This window comes from Streptomyces sp. NPDC050704, assembly GCF_040654355.1.
Taxonomy (GTDB): domain Bacteria; phylum Actinomycetota; class Actinomycetes; order Streptomycetales; family Streptomycetaceae; genus Streptomyces.
Genome location: NZ_JBFAHW010000251.1, coordinates 1 through 3,222, shown reverse-complemented (window position 1 = coordinate 3,222; position 3,222 = coordinate 1). Strand labels below are relative to the sequence as shown.

The 3,222-nt window shown below is 68.5% G+C and carries 3 protein-coding genes and 1 pseudogene; all 4 read right to left on the bottom strand.

Going from position 1 to position 3,222, the window contains the following annotated elements:
* Window positions 1-95: 95 nt before the first annotated feature.
* Window positions 96-218: a hypothetical protein gene (locus AB0I18_RS51815; RefSeq protein WP_363112852.1), complete on the bottom strand. Its 123-nt coding sequence runs from the start codon at window positions 216-218 to the stop codon at window positions 96-98.
* Between the two features lie 204 nt (window positions 219-422).
* Window positions 423-515, bottom strand: a pseudogene (locus tag AB0I18_RS51810) (IS5/IS1182 family transposase); the annotation flags it as partial.
* A gap of 409 nt (window positions 516-924) precedes the next feature.
* Window positions 925-1,917 carry a hypothetical protein gene (locus AB0I18_RS51805; RefSeq protein WP_363112851.1) on the bottom strand — a complete coding sequence of 331 codons (993 nt, stop codon included), beginning with the start codon at window positions 1,915-1,917 and terminating at the stop codon, window positions 925-927.
* Window positions 1,918-2,024: 107 nt separating this feature from the next.
* Complete coding sequence (locus tag AB0I18_RS51800; RefSeq protein ID WP_363112850.1) at window positions 2,025-2,453, bottom strand: hypothetical protein; 429 nt, start codon at window positions 2,451-2,453, stop codon at window positions 2,025-2,027.
* Window positions 2,454-3,222: the final 769 nt, after the last annotated feature.

Genomic DNA, 3,222 nt, shown 5'->3' with positions numbered 1-3,222 from the left:
GCATGCTTCGTCCGGGTCAGCCTCCTCCCGGGCGGGCGTCGGGGCGACGGCCGCGGCGGCCTCCGCCGCGGCCCGGTCCCGCTCGGCCAGCCGGTTCAGGACCCGGCGCTCACGAGCTCCGCCCTCTCGGCCTGGACACCCTGCAACTGCTTGGCCAACTGCGCAGCGAGCGCGTCCAGTTCACTCCGGCGAGCCGTGGTCCGCTCCAGCTCCCGCATCCCCACCCTCGCACCCTCCCACGCTCTCCCGGCGTACCGGCCCGGCCCCGGCTCGTAAGGGCGGCACAGCGGTCGGCGCAGCACAAACCGAGGACGGCTCCCAACGACATGTCAGACGATCCTCGCCGTGGACACCGGCCGACCACCAGCGCGAGTAGCTCTCCCGACCCTCACACCAGGTCCGTGACCAGCAACTTCACGATGCACACCACTCAGTGGGGTGCCCCTGCCGTCGCAGATCAGATGGTGTTTGCTGCCCGCCTTCCGCCGGTCGACCGGCAATGGACCCTGCTCGCCAGCTCCGACGACCTGCAGACATTCACAGTCGACTGCCGTCGCTTCGAACCCGGGCTGCGAGCCGGACCGACCGCGCTCATCGCCGCTCACGAGGCCGACGAATGGCTCGCAGATGCGCGCTCCCTCGGACGTCTCCGGCTCACGCCAGACCACTGAGACATCCGGCGATAGCCCTCGAAGCCCTCAGCGCCCCCGTGCAAAGCGGGAAGTGACGGATCTCTGGCGCAGGACACTGGCGGGACTTCGTTAACAGTGGATTGGCAAATCCGCGCTTGTGTCAGCAAGGGATCTCGTGACCTGCGCATTCGCCGGTCGCGGCGGCTGCGACAGCGGGCACCGCTGAGATTGCGCAGCGGATGGGCACATCCAGGATTCGGTGCGCACGACATGCTTCGCGCAGCGAGCTGGATCACGGGAGCGTGATGAGGGCGATGCTTTCCGCCTGCGCGACGGCCAGCCGGGTGCCGTCGGGGTGGAGGGCGGCCACGGGAGAGGCATCGGCGCCGAAGCAGGTGCTCTTGACAGGGAAGCCGACCTCGGGCCATTCCGCGACGAGGCGCCCGGTGGCCGTGTCGAGCAGTCGCGGGTGGCCGAGGAAAGAGACCACTTGATCGCCGCGGGGCAGGAGCAGGACACCCGGTTCGGCATCGGCGAGCGGGTTGCGGTGCAGCCATCGTCCCTCGGACATCGACCACACGCCGAGGTGGCGAGGCGGAAGTGCGGGTTCCTCTTTGTTGGCCCACGATTCCGTCCCCGTCCCCTCCGTCGCCAGTACCAGCCGATCGGCGTCGAGCCAGCAGCCCGCTGTCACCTCGCCGTTCATGGCCGCCTGTCCCGGCAGCAGACCCTCGCCGTCCAAAGTGGCGGGGTCGGTGAGCGCGAGTGCCGTGTCGTAGACCATGGCGGTCCCGACGGGATGCCAGAACCATCCGACCGCGAGCAGGTACCGGCCGTCCGGGCTCAGACTGAGCCTGGAGTGGAAGACGTCCTGCGGCTCGCGCTCGCCGGCAGTCAGCCGCTCGCCGCTGGCCGCGTCCTCGATCTGGAGCACGTTGTACTCGTCGGGGCAGTGCACGACGACCTCGCGCCCGTCACTCAACGCGCCCAGGGCGAGCGGGTAGTCGTAGTCCCCCGCCAGCTCGTCGCTGCGGATCAGCTCACGCACGACCCGTCCTCGTTCGAGCAGCAGCCCCTCGATGCCGCGCTCCTGGTACAGCGCGGAGTACCGGCCCGAGGCCGAGGTGGTCCCGGTGTCGAAGAAAAAGCTCTCCGCGAAGGCCTCCTCCCGCTCCACCCCGTCGTGGCCCGAGCCCTGACCACCCCCGGCCGCGGAGACCAGTTCGTCGCCTTGCCACACCAGCGACTTCGGCGCGGCCTGCACCGGTATCGACTCCACGGTCATTGATGACCACCCCATTCTGAGAACCCAGGACAGACCCCTCGCCGACAACTTACGGGGCCCCATCGGCGGGACAGCGCCGGGACCACACGGATGGCTCGCCAGACAGCTCAGAGGCCCGGCGCCGTCTGACTTCTGGCTACCTCGCGGCGAGCGCGCGATCTTAGTGAAGGCGCTCTCGCTGCCCTTGCTGAGAAAGATCCGGTCGAAGTCGGCTGCGCTGGTGATCTGCTGGTCCCGGTCCGCATCCGGCGGGTGGGCCATGTCGGGCTCGCGGAGTCGACGGTGACGGTGATCTGGCGCAGGATCCGGGCTGCTTGGTCTTCGACGGTGTCCGGTTCTCGGCCGGTGACGATGATGTAACCCGGGCGGCCGCGATGGGCTGTCGCTGGACCGACGATCGCGCCTGCGGTGGCGCGGACGCGTACGGCCGGGATGTCGGCTCCCGCGGAGGGAAGACCGGCGACGGAGACAAAATGGCCGGTCACAGGGCTAGTCAGGAATCGGACGATGGCGTAGCCGCGGTGCGTCTCAAGCATGGCGGTAGAAGGCTCGGGACCACCTCCTCCTTGGCCTACAAGCACTCGCAACCGGAACGATGGTCTATATGTGGGACGGCGGGATCCGGCGGATCGATCCCGTTCCTCATCCCGCACCGCACCGACGACGCGACACTCCTGGCCCTGAGCCGCATCAGTGTCAGGCGCCCGGAGGCCACGGAGTAGCCGTGCGGTCGCGAGGAGCCCAAGCCCAAGGAGCTCAAGGAAGGGCAGGGGCGGGGCCCCGGCTTCGGCACGGACACCGGAGCCGGCGCCACCCGGACACTCCCCCGCAGCTCTCCGGCCTCTCAGTCATCCGCTCTCGGCCCTGCGGCCGGCAGTACCGTCGAATGGGCCGCGGACGGTGGTATGGTGCATGTACCTCTATCAACTCCCCCGATTTCAGGGAGGATTCGCATGGCAGGTCAGTGAGGATGACCGCTCGGTCCAGACTCGCCGCACCGCGTCGTTGACGGTTATCGCCGACGTGTGTCGCCTGCGGGTCTCGTTCACCGAACATCCACGCTGACCTGGCACGCATCGACCCGTACGGCTTTCGAGGCCGCCGTAGTCGCGCTGCTGTGCTGGTGTTCCCGGCCGGGTCGGCGACGACACCCACGGGATTCTCATGACTGACGCAACCGTTGTCTGCACCGGTTTGTCCTTTTCCTGGCCCGATGAGACTTCGGTCTTCGACGGGCTGACCTGTTTTCTCACCGTCTCGTACGGCGACTTCGAACTCCCTCTCCGGGACGCCATGCTGGACCGC